This is a genomic window from Sinomonas sp. ASV486 (assembly GCF_030908215.1).
GTDB lineage: Bacteria > Actinomycetota > Actinomycetes > Actinomycetales > Micrococcaceae > Sinomonas > Sinomonas puerhi.
This window is the reverse complement of record NZ_JAVFJK010000004.1, coordinates 244,750-261,931: the sequence shown is the minus strand read 5'-3', so window position 1 is coordinate 261,931 and position 17,182 is coordinate 244,750. Positions and strand designations below refer to the sequence as shown.

At 67.7% G+C, this 17,182-nt stretch carries 19 protein-coding genes; 8 read left to right on the top strand and 11 right to left on the bottom strand.

Annotated elements, in window-relative coordinates; all coding sequences use genetic code 11:
• Positions 1–28 precede the first annotated feature (28 nt).
• From RBS60_RS07810 to RBS60_RS07780, 7 genes are all read left to right on the top strand, one after another.
• Positions 29–1,579, top strand: coding sequence for an AMP-binding protein (locus tag RBS60_RS07810; protein WP_307956980.1), 1,551 nt, complete (start codon positions 29–31; stop codon positions 1,577–1,579).
• Complete coding sequence (locus tag RBS60_RS07805; protein ID WP_307956979.1) at positions 1,576–2,421, top strand: fumarylacetoacetate hydrolase family protein; 846 nt, start codon at positions 1,576–1,578, stop codon at positions 2,419–2,421. Before RBS60_RS07810 ends, RBS60_RS07805 begins: the two co-directional genes overlap by 4 nt.
• Positions 2,411–4,207 carry an acetyl-CoA carboxylase biotin carboxylase subunit gene (locus tag RBS60_RS07800; RefSeq protein WP_307956978.1) on the top strand — a complete coding sequence of 599 codons (1,797 nt, stop codon included), beginning with the start codon at positions 2,411–2,413 and terminating at the stop codon, positions 4,205–4,207. The genes RBS60_RS07805 and RBS60_RS07800 overlap by 11 nt, the downstream gene beginning before the upstream one ends.
• Positions 4,204–5,082, top strand: coding sequence for a CoA ester lyase (locus RBS60_RS07795; RefSeq protein ID WP_307956977.1), 879 nt, complete (start codon positions 4,204–4,206; stop codon positions 5,080–5,082). Before RBS60_RS07800 ends, RBS60_RS07795 begins: the two co-directional genes overlap by 4 nt.
• A 35-nt stretch (positions 5,083–5,117) precedes the next feature.
• Positions 5,118–5,600 carry a MaoC family dehydratase gene (locus RBS60_RS07790; RefSeq protein ID WP_307956976.1) on the top strand — a complete coding sequence of 161 codons (483 nt, stop codon included), beginning with the start codon at positions 5,118–5,120 and terminating at the stop codon, positions 5,598–5,600.
• Between the two features lie 79 nt (positions 5,601–5,679).
• A complete protein-coding gene (locus tag RBS60_RS07785; protein ID WP_307956975.1) occupies positions 5,680–6,222 on the top strand; it encodes a nuclear transport factor 2 family protein in 543 nt (180 codons plus the stop codon).
• 29 nt (positions 6,223–6,251) lie between these two features.
• A complete protein-coding gene (locus tag RBS60_RS07780) occupies positions 6,252–6,893 on the top strand; it encodes a TetR/AcrR family transcriptional regulator (RefSeq protein ID WP_307956974.1) in 642 nt (213 codons plus the stop codon).
• A gap of 62 nt (positions 6,894–6,955) precedes the next feature.
• Here the strand turns inward: RBS60_RS07780 and RBS60_RS07775 are convergent, their stop codons facing one another.
• Positions 6,956–7,405, bottom strand: a complete 450-nt coding sequence (locus RBS60_RS07775) for a cupin domain-containing protein (RefSeq protein WP_307956973.1) — start codon at positions 7,403–7,405, stop codon at positions 6,956–6,958.
• Between the two features lie 241 nt (positions 7,406–7,646).
• Between RBS60_RS07775 and RBS60_RS07770 the strand changes: the two genes are divergently transcribed.
• Complete coding sequence (locus RBS60_RS07770) at positions 7,647–8,999, top strand: MFS transporter (protein ID WP_307956972.1); 1,353 nt, start codon at positions 7,647–7,649, stop codon at positions 8,997–8,999.
• A 68-nt stretch (positions 9,000–9,067) separates the two neighbouring features.
• On the opposite strand, the gene RBS60_RS07765 is transcribed toward RBS60_RS07770, so the two are convergent.
• The 10 genes from RBS60_RS07765 to RBS60_RS07720 all read right to left on the bottom strand — a co-directional run bounded on the left by RBS60_RS07765 (position 9,068) and on the right by RBS60_RS07720 (position 16,662).
• Complete coding sequence (locus tag RBS60_RS07765; RefSeq protein WP_307956971.1) at positions 9,068–9,415, bottom strand: hypothetical protein; 348 nt, start codon at positions 9,413–9,415, stop codon at positions 9,068–9,070.
• A 127-nt stretch (positions 9,416–9,542) separates the two neighbouring features.
• Positions 9,543–9,905 carry a hypothetical protein gene (locus RBS60_RS07760; RefSeq protein ID WP_307956970.1) on the bottom strand — a complete coding sequence of 121 codons (363 nt, stop codon included), beginning with the start codon at positions 9,903–9,905 and terminating at the stop codon, positions 9,543–9,545.
• Between the two features lie 30 nt (positions 9,906–9,935).
• Complete coding sequence (locus RBS60_RS07755) at positions 9,936–10,229, bottom strand: DUF1905 domain-containing protein (RefSeq protein WP_307956969.1); 294 nt, start codon at positions 10,227–10,229, stop codon at positions 9,936–9,938.
• Positions 10,220–11,518 carry an alpha-hydroxy-acid oxidizing protein gene (locus RBS60_RS07750; protein ID WP_307956968.1) on the bottom strand — a complete coding sequence of 433 codons (1,299 nt, stop codon included), beginning with the start codon at positions 11,516–11,518 and terminating at the stop codon, positions 10,220–10,222. The genes RBS60_RS07755 and RBS60_RS07750 overlap by 10 nt, the downstream gene beginning before the upstream one ends.
• Before the next feature lie 625 nt (positions 11,519–12,143).
• Positions 12,144–13,187, bottom strand: coding sequence for a 2Fe-2S iron-sulfur cluster binding domain-containing protein (locus RBS60_RS07745; RefSeq protein WP_307956967.1), 1,044 nt, complete (start codon positions 13,185–13,187; stop codon positions 12,144–12,146).
• Positions 13,159–14,172 carry an aromatic/alkene monooxygenase hydroxylase subunit beta gene (locus tag RBS60_RS07740; protein WP_307956966.1) on the bottom strand — a complete coding sequence of 338 codons (1,014 nt, stop codon included), beginning with the start codon at positions 14,170–14,172 and terminating at the stop codon, positions 13,159–13,161. Before RBS60_RS07740 ends, RBS60_RS07745 begins: the two co-directional genes overlap by 29 nt.
• Before the next feature lies 1 nt (position 14,173).
• Complete coding sequence (locus tag RBS60_RS07735; RefSeq protein WP_307956965.1) at positions 14,174–14,482, bottom strand: MmoB/DmpM family protein; 309 nt, start codon at positions 14,480–14,482, stop codon at positions 14,174–14,176.
• A 7-nt stretch (positions 14,483–14,489) separates the two neighbouring features.
• Positions 14,490–14,879, bottom strand: coding sequence for a Rieske 2Fe-2S domain-containing protein (locus tag RBS60_RS07730; RefSeq protein ID WP_307956964.1), 390 nt, complete (start codon positions 14,877–14,879; stop codon positions 14,490–14,492).
• The gene (locus RBS60_RS07725; RefSeq protein ID WP_307956963.1) at positions 14,879–15,124 is read right to left on the bottom strand and encodes a toluene-4-monooxygenase system B family protein; all 246 of its coding nucleotides are present in this window, start codon (positions 15,122–15,124) and stop codon (positions 14,879–14,881) included. The genes RBS60_RS07730 and RBS60_RS07725 overlap by 1 nt, the downstream gene beginning before the upstream one ends.
• Positions 15,125–15,135: 11 nt before the next feature.
• Positions 15,136–16,662, bottom strand: coding sequence for a YHS domain-containing protein (locus tag RBS60_RS07720; RefSeq protein ID WP_307956962.1), 1,527 nt, complete (start codon positions 16,660–16,662; stop codon positions 15,136–15,138).
• Between the last annotated feature and the right edge of the window lie 520 nt (positions 16,663–17,182).

Below are 17,182 nucleotides of genomic sequence, written 5' to 3'. Positions count from 1 at the left end.
AGGCGCATCTGCTGCAGAGAGGCACACGATGCGGACCATAGGAGACTGGATTCGGCTGAACAGCCGCCGGAATCCCGCGAGGGAGGCGTTCGTCGGAGTCGATGGGCGCGTGACATTCGGCGAGGCCGCCGAGAGGGCTTGGCAGCTGGGCCGCGGGCTGCGCAAAGCCGGCGTCACGGCCGGTAGCGGGGTGGGCGTCCTGGCGGGCAACACCGTGTTCAACGCCGAGGCGTTCCTCGGGGTCGCCGCGAGTGGCGGCGTCTACATCGCCTACAACTGGCGGTGGGCGGCAGCGGAGCTCGCAAACGGCATCCTTGAGACGGGCGCGAAGGTCATCCTCGCCGAGGAGGCGCACCTGCCACTGCTCGAGGAGGCTCTGGAGATCCTCGCGGAGAAGGTTGCGGATGACGGCGGGACGGTGCCCTCGGTCGTGCGCCAGGGTGCCGAGATCGATGCGCTCCGAATCGGCTCGGGGCCACTCGAGGATGTGGTCGACGCCGAGGCACCGCTGTGTGTCATCTACACCGGTGGCAGCACCGGCACCCCGAAGGGCGTGGTCCTGTCTCACCGCTCGTCCCTCGCCAACGCCCTCAATGAGATGTATGACTGCGGGGTCGGGAGCCGCGAGAACGAGCGCGGGCTCATCGTGACGCCGTTGTTCCACTCCGCGGCGCTACTGTGTTGGCTCGTGCCGCATTTCGTGGCCGGGGCCACGAGCGTGATCGCGCAGAAGTTCAGTGACGAGACCGTGGTGGACCTCGTGGGACGTGAGTCCATCACGAACACGTTCATGATCCCGAACATGATGCGCCGACTCATGGACCAAGGCGTCCTTACGGACCCCGCGATCAGGAAGAACCTCAAGGCGCTCCACACCGGCGCTGGCCTCCTGCGCATGCCGGACAAGCAGCTCTTCGCCGAGATGCTGCCCGGGACGGACCTCTTCTTCCGCTACGGCCTCACCGAGGCAGGGCCCATGGTCACGCGGCTCAGGCCGGCTGACATGCTTGACTCGGCCGTGGACGGCTCGATTGGCACCGAGTACCTCCTCGTTGAGGCACAGCTCCAGGACGCCGACGGGAACGAGGTGGCCCCCGGCGAGCTCGGGGAGATCTGCGTCAAGGGCCCGTCGCTCATGAGCGGCTACTACGGCCGCCCGGACGCAACCGCCGAGGCCATGCGCGGTGGCTGGCTGCACACCGGCGACCTGGCCGTGAAGGATGAGCGCGGCTACTTCTACTTCCGCGACCGGCTCAAGGAGATGATCAAGACCGGCGGCGAGAACGTCTACTCGGCTGAGATTGAGCAGGTCCTGCACCTCCACCCCGCCGTCCTCGAGGCCGTGGTCCTGGGCGTCCCGGACCCGAAGTGGGATGAGGAGGTCCGCGCGGTCGTCGTGCTCCGCAGCGGCCAGACCGCCGAGGCTGCCCAGCTGTCCAGCTTCCTCCGCGAGCGCTTGGCCGGGTACAAGGTCCCCAAGCAGATGGTCTTCCTCACCCCGGACCAGCTGCCCCGCACTGCCGCGGGCAAGCTCCAGAAGGCCGTACTCAAGACCCAGCTCGGATGGAGTGGTTCATGAAACTCGCCACGATCCGCTGGAGCGACAGCACCGGCACCCGCGCCGCCGTGCTCGACGGCGGCCGCCTCCATCCGCTCGACCTAGCCGACGTCGGGGCGTGGCTCGAGGCCGGCTCGCCCGACTGGGCCCAGCACGTCGACGGTGTGCCGGTCGAGACGGCCGACGCCGACTTCGCGCCGCTCGTGCCTCGGCCCGGGAAGATCATCTGCGTCGGGCTGAACTACCGGGACCACATCCTCGAGATGGGCAGGGAGCTCCCCGAGTACCCCACGCTCTTCGCGAAGTTCGCGGACTCCCTCGTCGGCGCGCGCGACGACGTTGTGCTGCCGGCCGGCTCCGGCAGGGTCGACTGGGAAGGCGAGCTCGCCGTCGTCGTGGGCCGCACCGTGAGCCACGCAGACGAGGACGCGGCTCGGGACGCAATCGCCGGGTTCGCCGTCTCCAACGACGTCTCAGCCCGCGACTTCCAGCGGCGCACGCCGCAGTGGCTCCAGGGCAAGACGTTCGATTCGACCACCCCGCTGGGCCCCTACCTCGTCACCGCCGACGAGACGGGGCCCGAGCCGGATCTGACGATCACGTGCAGCGTGGACGGCGCGGTCAAGCAGCAGTCCCGCACCTCCGAGCTCGTGTTCGGCCCCGTCGAGCTGGTCCGCTACATCTCCGCGATCACGATCCTGCGGCCCGGCGACGTGATCCTCACCGGCACCCCCGGCGGCGTCGGCGACGGCCGCGACCCGAAGGAGTACCTCCGCCCGGGGTCCGTGCTCACCACCACCATCGAGACCCTCGGCGAGACCGAAAACCTGTGCACCGAGACAAGGACCACCCATGTTCACTAAGATCCTCATCGCCAACCGCGGCGAAATCGCGGTCCGCGTTGTCCGGGCCGCCCAGTCACTCGGCGTCAAGGCCGTCGCCGTCCACTCCGAGGCGGATACGAAGTCGATGCACGTGCGAATCGCCGACGAGGCCGTGGACCTCGGTGCCGGCCCGGCCAGCGAGAACTACCTCAACGCCGCCAAGATCATCGAGGCTGCCCTCGCCACGGGCGCCCAGGCCATCCACCCGGGCTACGGGTTCCTCTCCGAGAACGCCGCATTCGCTCGGGCGGTCGCCGACGCGGGCCTGACCTTCATCGGCCCGAGCGCGACGGCGATCTCCACCATGGGCGAGAAGGTCGCCGCCCGCGCCGTCGCGGTCGAGGCAGAGGTTCCGCTCGCGCCTGGCTCGAACGGCGCCATCTCCAGCGCTGACGACGTCGTGGCGTTCGGCGCCAGCCACGGCTACCCGATCCTCGTCAAGGCCTCCGCTGGCGGCGGGGGGCGCGGTATGCGCCTCGTCAACACCGCGGCGGAGGCGGCCGACGCCGTCGCGGCCGCCACACGAGAGGCGACCGCCGCGTTCGGGAACGGCGAGGTCTACCTCGAGCGCTACCTGACGAGCGCCCGGCACGTCGAGGTCCAGGTCTTCGCCGACTCCCACGGCAACACGGTCTACGTCGGCGACCGCGACTGCTCCGTGCAGCGCCGCCACCAGAAGCTCGTGGAGGAGTCGCCCGCGCCCGGGCTGTCCGACGAAATGCGCCGCGCGATGGGGGCCGCCGCCGTGCGCCTCGCCGAGCACGTGGACTACGTGGGCGCAGGGACGGTCGAGTTCCTCGTCGAGGGGGAGCGCTTCTACTTCCTCGAGATGAACACCCGCATCCAGGTCGAGCATCCGGTCACCGAGATGGTCCACGGTGTGGACCTCGTCGCCGAGCAGATCAAGGTCGCCGCCGGCGCGCCGCTGAGCATCCTCGACCGGCTCGCGCCGGTGGGGGCCGCCGTCGAGGCGCGTATCAACGCCGAGGACGTCGCAGACGGCCTCTTCCTCCCGGCACCGGGTCCGCTCCAGACCGTCGAGGCCCCGGAGGGGGAGGGCCTGCGGTTCGATGCCGGCTATGCCTCCGGCGACGAGGTCCTGCCGTACTACGACAGCCTGGTCGGCAAGCTCATCGCCCATGGGGCCACCCGCGAGGAGGCGCTCGACCGGCTCGCCGTCGGGCTGCGAGAGCTGAACATCGTCGGGGTGCCGACCACAGTTCCGGCCGCCCTCGCGATCGTGACGCATGAGGATTTCCGCGCCGCGCGGTTCTCGACGCGCTGGCTCGAGGAAAGCATGAACCTCGCGGAGGAGCTCGAGAAGCTCGACGAGGCGCCGTCACGCCAGGAGGTCGGGGTCGGCGGCCGCTTCTACACCATCCCGGTGTTCCCCGACCTCGGCCGGCCCGGCGCCCAAGCCGTGCTCCCGGCGGCAGGTGCAGCGGAACCGTCTTCCGATCGGGCCGCGGTGAACGGATCCGCCAACGGCACGCGGACTGGCCGCGGCGTTAAGGCGCGTAAGGCCAAGGCCACGGACGGCAGCGTCAAGGCGCCCATGCAGGGAACGATCGTCAAGGTGAACGTCGCCGAGGGCCAGAGTGTCGAGGCCGGCGAGGTCCTCTTTGTCCTCGAGGCCATGAAGATGGAGAACCCGATCACCGCGCCCGCGGCCGGAATTGTGGGATCCGTCAACGCCGCCGTGGGTGATGCGCTGGCCGCAGGCACGCTGCTCACCCAGCTTGTCCTCGAGGGGGCTGCCGCGTGAAGCCGTACCGCTCCCTGCTGTTCGTCCCCGGCCATAAGCGGTCCTGGATCGACAAGGCCCTCGCCTCGGACGCCGACGCTGTGATCATCGACCTCGAGGACTCGGTCCCCGAGGAGGATAAGGCGCTCGCCCGGGCCAACGCCCGCGAGGCCCTCGACGCCCCGGGCTCGGTGCCGGGCGGCAAGGGCGTGCTCGTGCGGCCCAACGCTCTGGATACGGTGCATTTCGGGGCCGACATCCTCGAGGTCACGCACGGCCGGCTCACAGGATTCCTCCTGCCGAAGCTGTTCACGCGCGACGACGTGGTCAGGTTCGACGCCCTCGTCACCGCAGCGGAGCTCGCCCACGGGGTGGACCGCGGGACCGTAGAGCTCATCCCGTCCCTCGAGACCGCGGCGTCGATCCAGAACGTCGAGGCGATCCTCTCCGGCCCGCGGGTCGGCGGGGTGATGGCTGCGGCGGCGAAGGATGCCGACGTCTCGCGCGAGGTGGGCTTCACCTGGACCGCCGAGGGGCAGGAGACCCTGTACCTCCGCAGCCGCGTGGTCCTCGCCGCCCGTGCCGCTGGCCTGCGCAGCATAGTCCTCGGCCTGTGGCAGGAGGTGCGCAACCTAGACGGACTGCGTACCTTCGCCGCCGCGAACAACCGACTCGGGTACACCGGGCAGGTCCTCATCCACCCGACGCACGCGCAGGTGGCCAACGAGGAATACGGGCTCTCCGACTACATGCGCACCTACTACGAGGGCCTCATCTCGGCCTTCGAGGACGGCCAGCGCGAGGGGCACGGCGCGGTCTCCTACCGGGGCGACCACATCGACCTGGCCCACGCCAACCACGCCCGGCAGGCGCTCGCGTTCGCCGCGGCAAGCTGACACCCATCAGATCCACCAGACCCAAGGAGCCAACCATGGCAGGCATGTACTACGAGGACTTCGAGGTGGGCACCGTGATCCTCCACGAGGTCACCCGCACCGTCACCGAGGCGGACAACCTCCTCATCACCACCCTCACCATGAACGTCCAGCCCCTGCACCTCGACGCCGAGTTCTCGGCCAAGAGCATGTACGGCAAGCAGATTGTCAACAGCATCTTCACGCTCGGCCTCGTGACCGGCATACCCGTCCAGGACACGACGCTTGGCACCACGCTCGGGAACCTCGGCTTCCGCGACATCGAGTTCCCCAAGCCCGTGTTCATCGGGGACACCTTGCGGGTGGAGACCGTGGCTCTGGACAAGCGCGTCTCCAAGTCCCGTCCCGATACCGGGATCGTGGGCATCGAGCACCGCGGCTACAACCAGCGCGACGAGCTCGTGTGCGTCGTCCGCCGGACCGCGCTCATGAAGCGGAAGGTCGTGGCTGTCGCTGCCGCGGAGTCGGCCACGGCCTGAACACCACGGGGCGCAGCCGGCGACGAGCGCTGGCCCGTCGCCGGCTTTCCGCGTTCCGACGCCCAGCACAGGAGCCCACGTGACTCAGGATAGTCTGCTCGATTTCGCCGACCACCAGCTCATCTCCCGCCTCAAGGCGGACTACTTCTTCGCCATCGATACCAAGGACTGGAACCGACTGCGGGGCCTGTTCGCCGACGGGGCACGGTTCGAGGGGTTTCCTTTCGCCTCGGGCGGCCCGGAGGCTTTCGTCGCCGGAGTGTCGACGTGGCTGGCGCGGATGCGCTCGGTCCATCACGGGATGATGCCCGATCTCCGGGCGGTCGGCCCGGACCTCGTGCGTGGCCGATGGACAATGACGGACTACCTTACGTGGACTGACCGCGACTTCGACTACAAGGGGTTCGCAGTGCCCGGCATGTACGGGATTCGGGGCTACGGCTACTACGACGAAGAGTACGTGCGCTGCCAAGACGCCCGCTGGCGCATCTCCTTCATGCGGCTCACGCGCCTGTGGATCGACCCCCTGAGGGGTGACTACCTTCAGCCGCCCGCGTACGATGTGCCATCCGTGGAGACGCGTTGGCTTGATCCGGTGGGCGAACGAACGCTCGGGAGCTAAGATGGGTGGACGCGCAAGAAGGAGGATCGATGCCCGCGACGACTGAACGCAGGACGGCTGATGCCATTCGGGAGGAGGCGGCCAAGCTCTTCTTCGAGCGCGGCTACAACGCGACGTCGCTGCGCGATGTCGCGGCCGCCGTCGGCCTGAAGGTCGGCAGCCTGTACAACCACATCGAGAGCAAGGAAGACCTCCTGCTCCAGATCATGGGCGGGATCATTGACGATCTCCTCGAACAGGCACGGCAGGCACTCGCGGAGGCGACCGGTGACGCCGTCGACCGCCTCCAGGCCGTGCTGGGGGCCCACCTGCGGCTCCACACGGAGCGCGCGCAGACGGTGTTCATCGGCAACACCGAGCTGCGGTCGCTCTCGCCGGACGCCCATCAGAAGATCGTGGACAAGCGGCGGGAGTTCGAGCTGTTCCTTCGCGGACTCGTCGAGGACGCGGGGCGCGCTGGCCTGGCCGACCTCATCGATGTGCGGATCCACGTCTACAGTTTCGTGGCCCAGGCCACGCACATCGCGAGCTGGTACCAGCCGGGGCGCGGTAAGTCCTTGGATGAGATCCTCCGGGACTACACCAAGCTCGCCCTGCGGGAGCTGGGCGTCTCCGACGCCGACGAGCGCGTGGACCGCCAGTACGCGGCCTCGGCTCACCCGGCGGCCTGACACAGCAACGGGCACGAGTGAGGGCCGGCAACTTTGCCGGCCCTCACTCATTCGCTCTCTGCTCAGGAGCGGTAGTCGATCTCGAGGTCCACGACGTCCTGGTCCTGGAGGTTGACCACGATGTTGTCAGGGGTCCGCGTGGTCATCCAGATGAGCTCCTCGGTTTTGCTCGCGTTGCCCTCGATGTGGGGCATGAACGGTGGCACGAAGACGAAATCGCCCTCCTCGAGGTATACGATCTGGCCGTAGCCCTGGCCGTAGCGGATGTAGCCGCGGCCCTTGAGCACGTAGCCGCCGGTCTGGGCCTCCCCGTGGTGGTGCGCACCCGAGACCTCGCCCGGGCCGGTGTAGACCTTGCCGAACCAGATGCGGTCCGCGGCGCTGTTCTCCCGGCTCACGCCCGATACGCGGCGGGCGTTGAGCGTCTGGCCGGGGGCGGCCTCGAGATCGACCGCGCGGTGCACGCGGAAGATGTCGGTGTTCTGGTTGATGTCGAAGGCGATGTCGGTCATCGTCAGTGTCCTTTCGGGTGGCATCGGCGGCACCGTCCGCCGTCGGTCTGGGCGGCTGGAAGGCTGCTTCCAGTGTCCAACTGACCGACTTTAGTGTCAAGCAAACGCTTGTTCGTTTATGTATGCTCGAGTCGAAAGTCTCCAAAATCTCAGGTGACGTCTTGCATGAGATGAGAATCACATCTACTGTTGTGGACGAGCGCTTGTTCGTATTCGGTTCCTCTACAAGTCAGGGATCTCCATGTCTGATCTGACCAGCTACTCCGCGCCAATGGCGGCGCACACCTCAGATGCCCCTATCGCGGACACCAGGGGGGCACGGCGCGCGGTCGCGAGCGGTACGTTCGGTACCGCACTCGAGTGGTTCGATTTCGCCGTCTACGGCACCCTTTCGGCCACAATCTTCCCGCATCTGTTCTTCCCGGCCTTCGACGCAAATAGCGCCGTACTGGCGTCGTTCGCGACGTTCGGCGCAGGCATGGCGGCCAGGCCGCTCGGCGGCGTCGTCTTCGGCGCCATGGGCGATCGGATCGGCCGCCGCAACGTCCTCATGTTCACGCTCGTCCTTATGGGTATCTCCTCGATCCTCATCGGCCTGCTGCCCACCTACGCCGCGGCGGGCATCATCGCGCCGACCCTTCTTGTCGCGCTTCGCTTCCTGCAAGGCTTCGCCCTCGGTGGGGAGTCGACCGGCGCGCAGATCCTCGTGGTCGAGCACGCTCCGAACGAGCGACGCGGCTTCTTTGGCGGCATCCTCGCCACCGGCTCTCCCGTAGCTCAGACCATCGCCTCGCTGACCCTCACGGGCCTCGCCATGTTCCTCTCGAAGGATGCGTTCGAGTCGTGGGGCTGGAGGATCCCGTTCCTCATGGGCATCCTGCTCCTGGTAGTGGGCGTCTTCATCCGCCGCCGTATTGAGGAGTCGGAGGCGTTCAAGGAGAGCCAGCGGCTCGCTGCCGAATCCGACGAGCCGCAGGACCGCGCCCTCGCCGTGCTCCGCAAGAGGCCGGGCACCGTCCTCAAGCTCGTGCTGGCCTGGGCCGCGCCCGCCGGCCTGTTCTGGATCTGCGTCACGTACGCCGTGAACTACATGACCAAGGAATTGCACTACGACAACTCGAGCACGTTCGCGCTCATGGTCATGGGGAACGTCATCTCGATCCCTGCGGCAATCTTCGGCGGCCGTCTGAGCGATCGGATCGGCCGCAAGAAGTCGTTCCTCCTCGGCCTTCTGCTCATGGGAATCTCGGCGGCCACGATGTTCCCGACCATGAACACGATGAACTATGCCGCCAGCGTCGCGGTCATCGCCGTTGCCCTGTGCGGCATCCAGATGATGGCAGGCACCCAGGCGTCGTTCTTCGCCGAGGCACTCCCCACGAGCATGCGGTACACCGGCTCCGCGCTCGGCATGACCTTTGCGGGCCTCATCTTCGGCGCCCCGATCCCGTTCGTCGCCGCGTGGATCTTCCAGAACACAAGCAACGGGACCCTCGCGCTGACCCTCATGGGTGTGGGGCTCGTGGTGATCTCGGCGATCGCGACACTCTTGCTCCCCGAGCGCTACAAGCGAGGGCTTCACGAGGACCTGTGATCGTCGCACCATGAGCATCGGGCGGACCTGCGAGCGGCGGGTCCGCCCGATGCTGTTCTCCGTCCCGCCTAGGACCAGATGTACTCCTCGGCGATCGCGCCATCCTTCCATTTCGCGACGGTGACCATGCGGCCTCCGCCCTCGAACTCGCCGATCACGCACGTCCACTCGCCGGAGCCGAAACCGATCGGGTGGGACGTGATCTGAGGCGGTGTGCCCCCGGCCGTCTCGACGTAGGCCTTCATCGCGTCGATGTGCTCCTGCACGCCGTCGGTCGGTGGTGCGCCCTTCCAGTCCACGTGCACGTCATCGGTGTGGTGGTGGGCGAACACGCCGTGCCAGTCGGCCTTGTTCCACCCATCGAAGTCGAGATCGTCCATGCCCTTGAGGTTGTTCTGAACCTGATCGTCTGCCATGTTCCTGCCCATCTTCTGAGGAATTGCCCGGATTCAGCAGCGTCACGGCTGAGGGAATGCGAACGGGTGCGGCGAGCCGTGACCGCACGAATCTATCCCCGTGCTCTGGGCGGCGAATAGGTCTGGCTCAGCGGAACGCGGGGCGGAACCGGAGCGCCGACCACACGTCGTCGAGCGAGACCTGCCGCACCGGGTCGGCGCCGAGCGCGATGACCTCCTGGGCCAGGAGATCGCGGTTGAGGTCCGTGCCGAGCTTCTTCGCCTTCGGATAGGCGATCCACGCGAGCCGGTCCTCGTGGGCCGCGCGGACCGCTGCCGCACCGCGTGCGGCTAGCTCATCGCGGTTGGCCGCGTAGAGCACGACGGCGGCCGCGGCCCCGGCGTCGTCGCTCGCCTCGAAAGGGCCCTCCAAAGCCGGCGCATCCGCGGGCGCGTTGAGCACAGCAACCGTCATGCCCGGTTTGATCTGCAGCTTCTGCCAGAGTTCCACTCGGTCAGTATGCCCAGGTTTCGGTGTCGCTCAACCACGGGTGCCGAGCGTGAGGGTCACCGGAACGACGTCGTCCACGTCGATCCCCTCGGCCTCGCGGTACGCCTTGCGCAGCGGCACGAGGTAGGCGCCGTCCTTCGGCATGAGGGCGGTGGTCCACTCAGAGCCGCCCAAGCGCACCGAGACGGGGATACAGCCCCAGCCGTAGGTGAGCTCGCGCGAGACCGCGTGGATCTCCTCCGACTCCTCATCGGGGACCCGGACGAAGACGAACGGCGCGGGGCCCCGCCATTCGATCACGTCGCCGTCGAAGCTCAGCTCCATCCGGCCAGTATGCCGTCCGCGGTAAGGCTGTCCGGCCCGATATCGTCCACCCCCGTCACCCCGGCAACGGCCATCGTGAGGTCCAACTCGGCGCGCATCCCCTCGAACACCTCGCGCGCGCCTTCCTCCCCGGCGAGGGCAAGCCCGTACATGTACGGCCGTCCGATGCACACCGCCGCGGCGCCGAGCGCGAGCGCCTTGAACGCGTCCGCCGCGCAGCGCACGCCCGAGTCGAAGAGGACGGGAACGCGCCCGGCCGTTGCCTCGACCACTCCGGGGAGCGCGTCCAGGGACCCAAGCGCGCCGTCGAGCTGACGTCCGCCATGGTTGGACACGATGATCCCGTCCACGCCGTGCTCGAGCGCGGCCCGCGCGTCATCGGGGTGCTGGAGGCCCTTGAGCAGGATCGGCAGGCGGGTCCGCTCCCGCAGCCAGGCCAGGTCGGACCACGTGAGAGTGGTTCGCGAGAACACGTCGAGGAACGTTTCCACGCTCGCCCTCGGCACACGCGAGGTGAGATTCTCCCGGAACCCGCCGGGATGCTCCCGGGCCAGCCGCACGAGCGAGCGAACCGCCGCGGGGGTAGGACGCGCCGTCGTGCGCTCCCCGGACGCGCCAGAGGCGAGCCGCTCGTTGACGAGCGCGCGGAAGGCCGGGTCCGAGGTGTACTGCGCGATTCCCATCCCTAGCGCGAACGGCAGGAAGGCGTTGTCAAGGTCGAGGGTGCGCCACGAGAGGACCATCGTGTCGAGGGTGACGACGATGGCGCCGCACCCGATCCGCTCCGCGCGCCGCACGAACGACTCGACCACCGCATCCTCGCTGCTCCAGTACAGCTGGAACCACCGCTCCGTGTCTCCGAGCTGGGCGGCGATCGACTCCATGGCGTACGACGCCTGCGACGAGATGATCATCGGCACGCCCGCCGCGCGGGCCGCGCGGGCGGCTGCGAGGTCCCCAGCCGGGTGTGCCAGCTCGAGGACGCCGATGGGTGCCGCGAGGAAAGGGGCGGGGTGACGGCGGCCGAACAGCTCGACGGACGTGTCCCGCGCGGAGACGTCGCGCGCGAGGCGGGGGACGAGCCGCCACCGGTCGAACGCGGCGCGGTTCGCCGCCATGGTCGAGCCCATTCCGGCGCCGGTGGCCACGTAGCCACGGGCCTCGCGGGACATCCTCGCCAGGGCGCGGCGCTCGAGCTCGGCCGGGTTCGTGGGCACGGCGGCGCGTCTGCCGAAGACGCCATTGCGGTAGATCCGTGCCTGGACTCGCCGGCCGAAGGACTCGCTCACATCCCGAGGCTAAGGCAAGGCCATGGTCGAGGCGAAGAGCCAGCCCAGCGACGCGAATGCCCGGAATGGGCCCTAGGAGGAGTGGACCGTCCCGGGTCAGTGAGAAGGGGCAGGTGCTTCCCGGCCGATCGTGGTGGGACAGGCCACTCGGTTCTGGAGGCCCCCGTCGACCACTGCGTGCACCCCTGACTGGTGTAGCGCCAAGGCCGTGCCCAGGGTGACGTTCCAGCGCCGCGGTCCACTTGCGGTCAGCGCAATCACACTGCACCGTTCACCGCCATGCTGGATCTTGACGGAGATGGGACGGTGGATGCTGCTGCGCAGTCTCGCTGCCCCTGCGGAGTCGGGAATGTCGGCTATCGCGAAGTCGAGGTCTTCTCCGGCGAACGTCCGCAGGTGCAGGAGAGTGGTCCGGTGGCCATAGGACGCTCCGGCGACGACCGCCGATCCTACGAACTGGCCGGAGCCGTGTTGATGATTCCGCGTGTCGTGCATGCTCTCCTCCTGGATATGCGTGGCTGGCGGCCTTGCGGCCCCGAATAGCCTTCTGCGCAGAATGCCGGGCGCGGTGGCCGAGGTCCTGTGCGGGACTCGGCCACCGCATGGTGGTTTCGATGCCGCGCGGTCAGCCGAACCTGTCGTAGTGGATCCGGTCGAGGGGAACACCGGTGTCGCGCAGGACGGCCATCACGGCGTCGACCATCGGTGGCGGGCCCGCGAGGTAGTAGCGGTGCTCGGGCGTTGCCATCTCCTTGAGCGGCGCCGTGGCGAAGCCGCTGCGGCCTGTCCAGGACGGGTCCGGCCTCTGCACCACGGGGACAAGCTCGCCCAGGGGCAGTGCGGCCACCGCCTCGGCCAGTTCATCCAGGCACACGAGCTCCTCGCGGGTGTTCGCGCCGTACAGGACAGTCACCGGGTGGGTGCGCCGTTGACCGGCGATGTGCCGCAGGAGAGACAGCATCGGAGCCACGCCCGTGCCGCCGGCGACGAGTATCGCGTCGGCGTCATCGTCTCGCAGCCACATGTCGCCGAACGGGAGCGCGATCGGCAGCTCGGCACCCACCTCCAGGCGGTGCAGGGCGTTGCTGCCGGCCTTCCCTTCGTAGCGCTTGGCCACGAAGGTGACCTCCTGTCCCGGGAGCCCGTCCATCGAGTAGCACCGGCGCAGGTCCGGGGCGAGTTCAAGGATTGCGTACTGGCCGGGCCGGAATTCAGCATGGCCGCCCAGATCGAAGGTGAACGAGCAGATGTCCGGACCGAGCTCGCTCCTGTCCACGAGCCGCGCAACGTGATCAGAGGTCGGCCGCTCTGCGAAGGGCCCGAGGCGAGTGACCCTGAGCGTCACGTCCGTCGCCGTGGTGCTCTGGCAGGTGATGACGTGGCGGCGTCGCTCGTCCCGCGGGTCGATCGACGGCGCCGCTGGGAAGAGCGACTCGACCTCGCCGGACACGACCGTCGCCTTGCAGGTCCCGCACGATCCCCAGCCACATTCGAACGGCAGGCACACGCCAGCGCGCCGTCCCGCGGTCAGGATCGGCTCTCCTGGGCGCACAGGAAAGGTGTCGCCGGTCGGCTCGACCGTCACGTGGAAGATGCCCACCTTCCCCGGGGCCGGCGTGCCGGGCCCGGGGAAGAGGTCTTCAGATTGAGGTGCCAACGATGAACTCATCGCGGGTGCTCCGTGCTTTCTCGGTGACGGCTGCCGGGTTGAACGGAATGGGAGCCTTGCTGAACACTGGGGCGAAGCCGTCGACTGCCGCATCGGCGATCGGCGTCCACTTCTGGACCGAGCCGTCGAGCACCCCGGACAGCTTCGGGTCGCGCTCCAGGGCGTAGGCCGTCAGCGCCTGGGTCCAGTCGCGGCTGCGGGCAGAGTCATGGGCGAACTCGGCGGCCAGTTCCGCGACGAACGCGTCGCCGTTCTGCGTCGCCAGCTCGCTCATCGCCTCGTTGAACATCGCGTCCAGGGTCGGCTTGAGAACCACGTTGAGCGCGGTGAACGCTTCACCCCAGTCGTAGGTGATGAGCAGCTCCTCCAGCGCCTTGCGCAGCGGCTGCCAGGCCGGGTCGGACTCCCAGATCTGACGACTGCGCTCGGTCGAGGCGATGTCGCCACCGTGGGCGTTGTCGAGCACCTTGGTCCAGTACGCGATCCGCTGGATGCGGCGCATCTGGTCCGCGGCCTGGAAGTGGGCGCAGTTGGTGATGTACGACGACGGTGCCAGCTGGCCGACGTAGAGGCTCACCATCTGGAGCACGTGGATTGGGAACCGCAGCGGGACGAGCACGTCTCCGAGAGCCGCAACCCACTCCGGGGACAGCGTCGCGGGGTGGTTGCTCGCCTCGGCACGGTCGATCATGCCATCGACGAAGATTTCGCGCTCATGCTGCATCGCGACGTAGTCGCGGTAGGTGAGCTTGAAGGGGTCGCGGAACTGCTCCCAATCGTCGACCTGGAACGCCGAACCCTCGCGGTTCTTGAGGTACCAGAGGTTCAGCGGCGTGTGCGGGTCCATCTCGAACGGCGCCGGCTCCCGCCGGAAGTGATAGTGGAACTTGCCGGTGACGGCCTCGTAGGGCGTCGGTTTGCGCTTCACGTCGCCGAACTGGCTCCAGGTGCGCAGCTTGCGGTTGGTGGCGGGGATCATGGCCATGTCAGTTGGTCCTCTCGAGGTACCACTCGATGCTGTCGTCGGAGGTGCGCACGCGACCGGAGAAGGAGGCGAGCGCCTGCTCCAGCCGAGTGATCGGGTAGGTGTAGCCGAGTTCGTCCTCGAGCGTGTCGCGGGTCAGCACACACCGGCCGGGGGTGTGGATGCGGACATAGCCGCCCTGATCGTCGACCATCACCTCGGCCTCGGGGTTGTCTCGCTCGATCGCAGCCAGCACAGCCTCGGCGAGGTCCGGATCGAAGCCGCGGATGACTGGGCCGACGAGCAGGTTCTTGTTGTAGGTCTGCGTCATGTCAGCCTCAGCTCTCGTAGGACTTGGTGTAGTGGGCCTCGCCGTCCTGGGGGATGCCGACGCGGACCACGCCGCCCTGCTCCTTGACGGGGTAGCGGTAGAGCGTGGACCCCTTTGGGTTGATGCCATCGCCCTTCTTCATGTCGAACTCCCAGAGGTGGCCGGGGCAGGCGATCACGCAGGACTCCTCGTCCCACTTGCCGTCGGCCAGCAGTACCTCCTGGTGCGGGCAGAGACCCTGGAAGGCGTCGTACGAGCCGTCGAGGTGGTGGACGATGATGACCTGCTCACCGTCGACCTCGGCGTCTACGATGTCGCCTTCCCAGATGTCCTGCGCCTCAGGAACCTCGACCCACTTGATCTCGACGTCGGCGCCGAGGTGGACGTCGGCGCTCATCACGCGTACCCGACTTCCACGAGGGCCATCGGGGCGAAGCTGGCGCTTCTCACTGTCGCGTCCGCGGGGACTACGACCGAGTTGTGGCGGACCTGCATCGGCCGGTCTTGCGCGGGTACGCGACGGCCGACGGCGTGGTGGGCGACCTTCTCGGCGACCTGCGTCATCGTGTCCTGGTCATCGACCTGGACGAGCATGAAGAGGAAATCGCCGTCGAACATGCCTTGCAGCGGGAACAGTGCCATCAGGGGTCTCCTCAGTGGTCGGCGGCGACGAGCGTCGCTGCGGGGATGTAGGGCTTCTGGGCCCAGCTGTAGTTGGTGGCGTCCCGGCCGCACTCCTCCGGGGAGAGGCTCATGTAGGCGAGGGCGCCCGCCAGATCTGGCGGCTGGATCTCGCCGGCGAGGAACCGGTCCACGAGGGTGGTGTGGCCTGCGAACCGCTCGGGCTGCTCCTCGAAGATCCACTTGCAGGGCACGGAGCAGAAGTTGTACTGACGGCCTTCGTGGATCACGGTGTGCGGGAGCGGGCTATCGAGCTTGCCCGCGGCGTGGCCCGCCGGGGTACAGATCGGGACCTGGCACATGTTGCAGACGATCGGCAGCGTCTCGGGGAGGGTGAGTTCTTCGTGGCCGTCGCGGATGTTCTCGCCCACGACGTCCCAGTGCCGGCCGAAGGTCTCGTTCCAGCCCGGGTACTTCGACTCCAGCCAGTCGCGCTCCTCCGGCGAGACGCCGGCGTCGGGGTTCCACCAGACGGTCGGACGCCAGGTCCAGACACCCTCGTGATAGGCGTGGTGGAGCCAGTCGAGCTCGGGCAGGAAATGCTCGTCCCAGTACCAGGGCTTCTCCAGACCGAAGTCCCGGAACTGCTCGAGGAACTGCTTGACGATGAACTCCTCCATGAACTCCTTGAAGGAGTGCGTGCGATGCTCGAGCGGCGTGTAGTAGTCCATCGACAGGCCCGTCAGCAGCGCGAAGACCTTCCACGACCGCCAGAACATGTGGTCGACCAGCTTCTGGGCAACATCCTTTCTGCCCTGCTCGATCAGGATCTTCACCGTCGGCTCGCCCTGCTGCGAATGGCGCGCCTCGTCGGTCTGGATCGAGGAGATCAGCGAGCCGAAGTCGACGTCGCCGACTTTCATCGCGTCGGCCGCCATGCCCAGGAACTGCAGGTTGGTGAAACCGGTCTCGAAGGTGAAGGTCAGCTGGATGGCCGTGGAGACCGCGTCGTTGGCAGCGAACATGTCGTCGAAGAGGCTGCGCGCGGCAATGGCGGCCCATTCGTTCGTGTGGAAGGCCTTGTGGGCCCAGTCTGCCCGCGGCTCCTTTGCGAGGAGGCCGTACGGGAAGTAGGTCTGGATCTGCCCGTGCCGGGTCTCGTCCAGCGTGCCGTACATCGCCATGTTGCGCCATGCGGCCGCCCGGCCGAAACGGCCCATCCGCGACTCGCCGATGCCGGCGACGTATTCGGGGACGGCGATTGCGCCGTAGTGGGCGAGGATGGCGGACTTCCAGCCCGGGTCGAGCGACTCGAAGATCTTCGAGCGCCCGACGACTGCGTTGACGGCGTACACGGAGGCGTCCTTGCCGTACTGGTTGTGGACGTACTCCGTGTAGGTCACCTTGTACGGCTCGTCCCAGGGCCACCAGTCCTGGGCTGCGACGCCGTAGCTGTTGGACATCTCCTCGGGGAAGACCTCCTCTTCATTGACGTATGAAAACGTCCAGTTCATGTCGCGTGTGAGGTCATACCACTGTGACCGCTCAAGGCTTGGCACCTTTGGCTCCTTCAGATGGGTGTGCTTTGGACTGATTCGGTGTGCTGTGAGGCGAATTGATGCCCAATGGGGAGGGGCTGGCCGTCAGCTTGTGGCCGACTCGGCTGACGCCGCGGGGCCCGGTCCGGCCGGTTCCCGCGCTGCGGGCGGCCCGCCGCAGACCGCCGCGATTCCGCATGAGGTGCAGGCTCTGGGCGGAGGCTGGGGTGACCGGCGCTCGTGCGCAGCGGATGGGGGATCAGTGCTCATGTCAGGCCTCCCTTAGTCGTGGTGGCGACTAGTCGTGGTGGCGACGGGACTGTCCGGACCGCAGGCCACGACGTGTGACCCTCGGATCCTTGGTTCGTCTGCATCCAGAGTGATCTCCTCGCCCTTCACAGACCCGGGTGAGATCACCCGTCTCGACTACCCGTATTGTGGTGGGCATCACAGGAGGGTCATGGGTGCAGGGTTCTCGCCCTTCCCAGGTCAGGGTGAAGTCACCCCCTCGGCTACCTGTATCGTGTTTGGCATCACAGGA